4 protein-coding genes and 1 pseudogene are annotated in these 3,244 nt (G+C 65.4%); all 5 read left to right on the top strand.

The window, feature by feature from the left end; translation table 11 throughout:
• On the top strand, positions 1-856 hold an 856-nt coding region (locus JOY90_RS27575; RefSeq protein ID WP_291694259.1), incomplete at its 5' end, for an alpha/beta fold hydrolase.
• 65 nt (positions 857-921) lie between these two features.
• Positions 922-1,464 carry an urease accessory protein UreE gene (gene ureE / locus JOY90_RS27570; RefSeq protein WP_291694258.1) on the top strand — a complete coding sequence of 181 codons (543 nt, stop codon included), beginning with the start codon at positions 922-924 and terminating at the stop codon, positions 1,462-1,464.
• A gap of 2 nt (positions 1,465-1,466) precedes the next feature.
• Positions 1,467-2,138, top strand: coding sequence for an urease accessory protein UreF (locus JOY90_RS27565; protein ID WP_291694260.1), 672 nt, complete (start codon positions 1,467-1,469; stop codon positions 2,136-2,138).
• A 12-nt stretch (positions 2,139-2,150) separates the two neighbouring features.
• Entirely contained in the window at positions 2,151-2,846 is a 696-nt protein-coding gene (locus JOY90_RS27560) for an urease subunit gamma (RefSeq protein WP_291694257.1), read from the top strand.
• An 18-nt stretch (positions 2,847-2,864) separates the two neighbouring features.
• Positions 2,865-3,244, top strand: a pseudogene (gene ureC, locus JOY90_RS27555) (urease subunit alpha); the annotation flags it as partial.

Here is a 3,244-nt window from a genome sequence, read left to right as displayed (position 1 = left end):
CGAATGGCTGATCGGCGAAGGCCGCGCGCTCGACCCGTCGAAATATTTCATCATCATCCCGAACATGCTGGGCAACGGGTTGTCATCGTCGCCGAGCAACACGCCGGAGCCCTATAACGGTCCGCGCTTCCCGCAGGTGACGGCCTGCGACAATGTCCGCGTCCAGCATCGTCTCGTCACCGAGAAGTTCGGCATCAGTCACATCCGGCTCGTGACCGGCTGGTCGATGGGCGCGCTGCAGACCTTCCACTGGGGCGCGCTCTATCCTGACATGATGGACCTGATCGCGCCGTTCTGCGGCTCGGCGAAATGCTCGCGCCACAACTTCGTCTTCCTGGAAGGCGTCAAAGCCGCGCTGACCTGTGACGCCGCCTGGAAGGAGGGCTGGTACACCGAGAAACCCGCGCGTGGCCTCAGGGCGATGGCCCGCGTCTATGCCGGCTGGGGATTCTCGCAGGCGTTCTATCGCGAGAAACTCGATCTCGAGGTGATGGGCTATTCCTCGCTCGAGGATTTCCTGGTCGCGTTCTGGGAGGGGATCTTTCTGCCGCGGGATCCCAACAACCTCCTGACCATGTTGTGGACCTGGCAGAACGGCGACATCAGCGACAACGAGCTCTACAAAGGCGACTTCAAGGCGGCGCTCGGTGCGATCAAGGCCAAGGCGTTCGTCATGCCCGGCCAGACCGACCTCTATTTTCCGCCGGAGGACAGCCAGTTCGAGGTGGATCACATGCCGAACGCGGAATTCGTCCCGGTGCCCTCGATCTGGGGCCATTTCGCGGGCGGTCCCGGCACCAACCCGAAGGACGTCGATTTCATCGACGCCAAGCTGAGAGAGCTGCTCGCCAAATGAACTCGTTCCGCCGGAGCGGCCCATGGTCGTCGCGGCTGTTTGCGTGAAATGAGGGACCGGTCGCAATGTTGCGTATCGACCATGTACTGGGCAGCCGTCTCGATGCGATGCTCGCCGAAAAGCTGCACCGGCTGGAGCATCGCGGCGCGGTCGACATCGTCAACGTACCGGTTGCCGATCTGGCGCGGCGGCGGCTCCTGATCACGACCCGCGCGGGCGAGGAGCTTGCGATTGCGCTGCCGCGGCATGAGAAGCTGTTCGACGGCGCGGTGCTGCTCATCGACGACGACAGGGCCATCGTGGTGCGGGCGGCGACCGAGCGCTGGCTGCGCCTCGAGCCGCGCTCGATCAGCGACGCCATCGAGCTCGGCTATCACGTCGGCAATCTGCATTGGCGGGTGCGCTTCGTCGGCGAGGTCTTGCTGGTCGCGCTGGAAGGTCGCCCCGAGGATTACACCGCCCGGCTGGAGAAGCTGATTTCCTCGCGGCGCGTCGGGATCACCGTGACCGAGGAGGAGGCGCAGGACACGTCCGAGAGTGAAGAGCTGACCCGGCATCACGACCACCACGGCGCCGCGCACGCCCATGATCACGGACACAGCCATTGAACATGCTGGCCACCCTGCGCGCGATCTGGCAGGCGGACGGGGCATTCCCGAGCGGTTCGATCGCGTTCTCCTACGGCATCGAGGGGGCTTTGGCCTTGCAGCCGGACCTCGGTAGCGAGGCCTTCGCAGCGCTGGTGCAGACCATCCTGCGGCAGCGCTGGGCGAGCTACGATCGCATCGCATTGTTGCGCGCGTTCCGCGCTCGTGACGATCTGGACGCGATTGCGGCGATCGATCGCGAGGTGGAGGCGTCGACCCTGGTCGAAACGCTCCGCACCGGCTCGCGGCGCCATGGCGCGTCCTTTCTCGCCTCGCATGCGCGACTGGGCGACCCGCGGGCAGGCCGCTTGCGCGAGGCCGTGCGGTCCGGTCGCTGCCTCGGCCATATCGCGGTCATGCAGGGCGCGGTCTGGTCGGCGACCTTGCCCGACGCGAGTCTTGCGCAATTGACGTCGGGATATGCGGTGGCATCAAGCATGATCACCGCCGCGGTCCGGCTCGGCGCAATCGGCGCGCTGCCGGGGCAGGCGCTGCTTCGGGACTGCCTGCCGCTGATCGCGGAACTTGCCGCGGACGAGACGAGCGAGCTGACAGAGCTTTCGAGCTTCCTGCCATTCCTCGAGATTGCGTCGGCCCGCCACGCCCGGTCCGAGGTGCGGCTGTTCGCCAATTGAAGGTGATTCGAGATGCTGCTGACTCCCACGGAATTGGAACGGTTGACGATCTTCAACGCGGCGGAGCTGTCGCGTCGGCGCCGGGCGAGGGGGCTGAAGCTCAACTATCCGGAAGCAGTCGCCATCATAACCGATGAAATCCTCGAAGGCGCTCGCGATGGGCGCTCAGTCGCCGACCTGATCGGATTCGGTTCGACGATTCTGACCACCGAGGACGTGCTGCCCGGCATTGCCGCGATGATGCCGATCATCCAGATCGAATGCGCCTTCCCCGACGGCACCAAGCTCGTCACCGTGCATGAGCCGATTCGCGCCGCGCCGGGAAGCGTTGCCGACACCGAGCATCCCGGGCAGATCGCGGCTGCCGATGGTCGGCTCGAGCTCAACGCCGGCCGTCGCCGCGCCATGCTGACGGCCGTCAATACCGGCGACCGTCCGATTCAGATCGGGTCGCACTTCCATTTCTTTGAGGTCAACAAGGCGCTGGAATTCGATCGTGCCGCGGCCTTCAACATGCGGCTCGATATTCCCGCGGGCACGGCGGTGCGGTTCGAGCCGGGTGCTTCAAAGGAAATATCACTGGTCGAGTTCGGCGGCCGTGGCGAACTGACGGGGCTGAACAACCTGACCAACGGTGCGGGCAACGATCCGCAAACACGCGACGCCGCATTGGCGCGCGCCAGGGCGCGCGGATTCCGCGGCGCCTGATTTCGAGGAGATACAGATTTGGCCGTCATCGACCGTCGGGATTATGCAGCGCTCTACGGACCGACCACTGGCGATGCGGTCCGCCTCGGCGACACGTCGCTGGTCGCAGTGGTCGAGAAGGATCATGCCGTCTATGGCGACGAGTGCCTGCATGGCGGCGGCAAGACGCTGCGCGACGGCATCGGCATGGCCGGCATCACCAGCCGCGAGGGCGCGCTGGATTTCCTGCTCTGCAACGTAGTGGTGATCGATCCCGTGCTCGGCATCGTCAAGGGCGATCTCGGCATCCGGGGTGGCCGCATCGTCGGCTTCGGTAAGGCGGGCAATCCCGCCATCATGGATGGCGTCGATCCGCGCCTGATCGTCTCCACCGGCACCACGGTGCGCGATTGCGAGGG

It is taken from the genome of Bradyrhizobium sp. (assembly GCF_019242285.1).
In the GTDB taxonomy this organism is placed as follows: Bacteria; Pseudomonadota; Alphaproteobacteria; order Rhizobiales; family Xanthobacteraceae; genus Bradyrhizobium.
The sequence above is the reverse complement of the archived record's forward strand: the minus strand, read 5'-3'. Positions and strand labels throughout refer to the sequence as shown.

Bases quoted from the DNA above. Each gene is read 5' to 3' on its own strand.
- ureE (WP_291694258.1), top strand. From the start codon at position 922: ATGTTGCGTATCGACCATGTACTGGGCAGCCGTCTCGATGCGATGCTC.
- JOY90_RS27565 (WP_291694260.1), top strand. From the start codon at position 1,467: ATGCTGGCCACCCTGCGCGCGATCTGGCAGGCGGACGGGGCATTCCCG.
- JOY90_RS27560 (WP_291694257.1), top strand. From the start codon at position 2,151: ATGCTGCTGACTCCCACGGAATTGGAACGGTTGACGATCTTCAACGCG.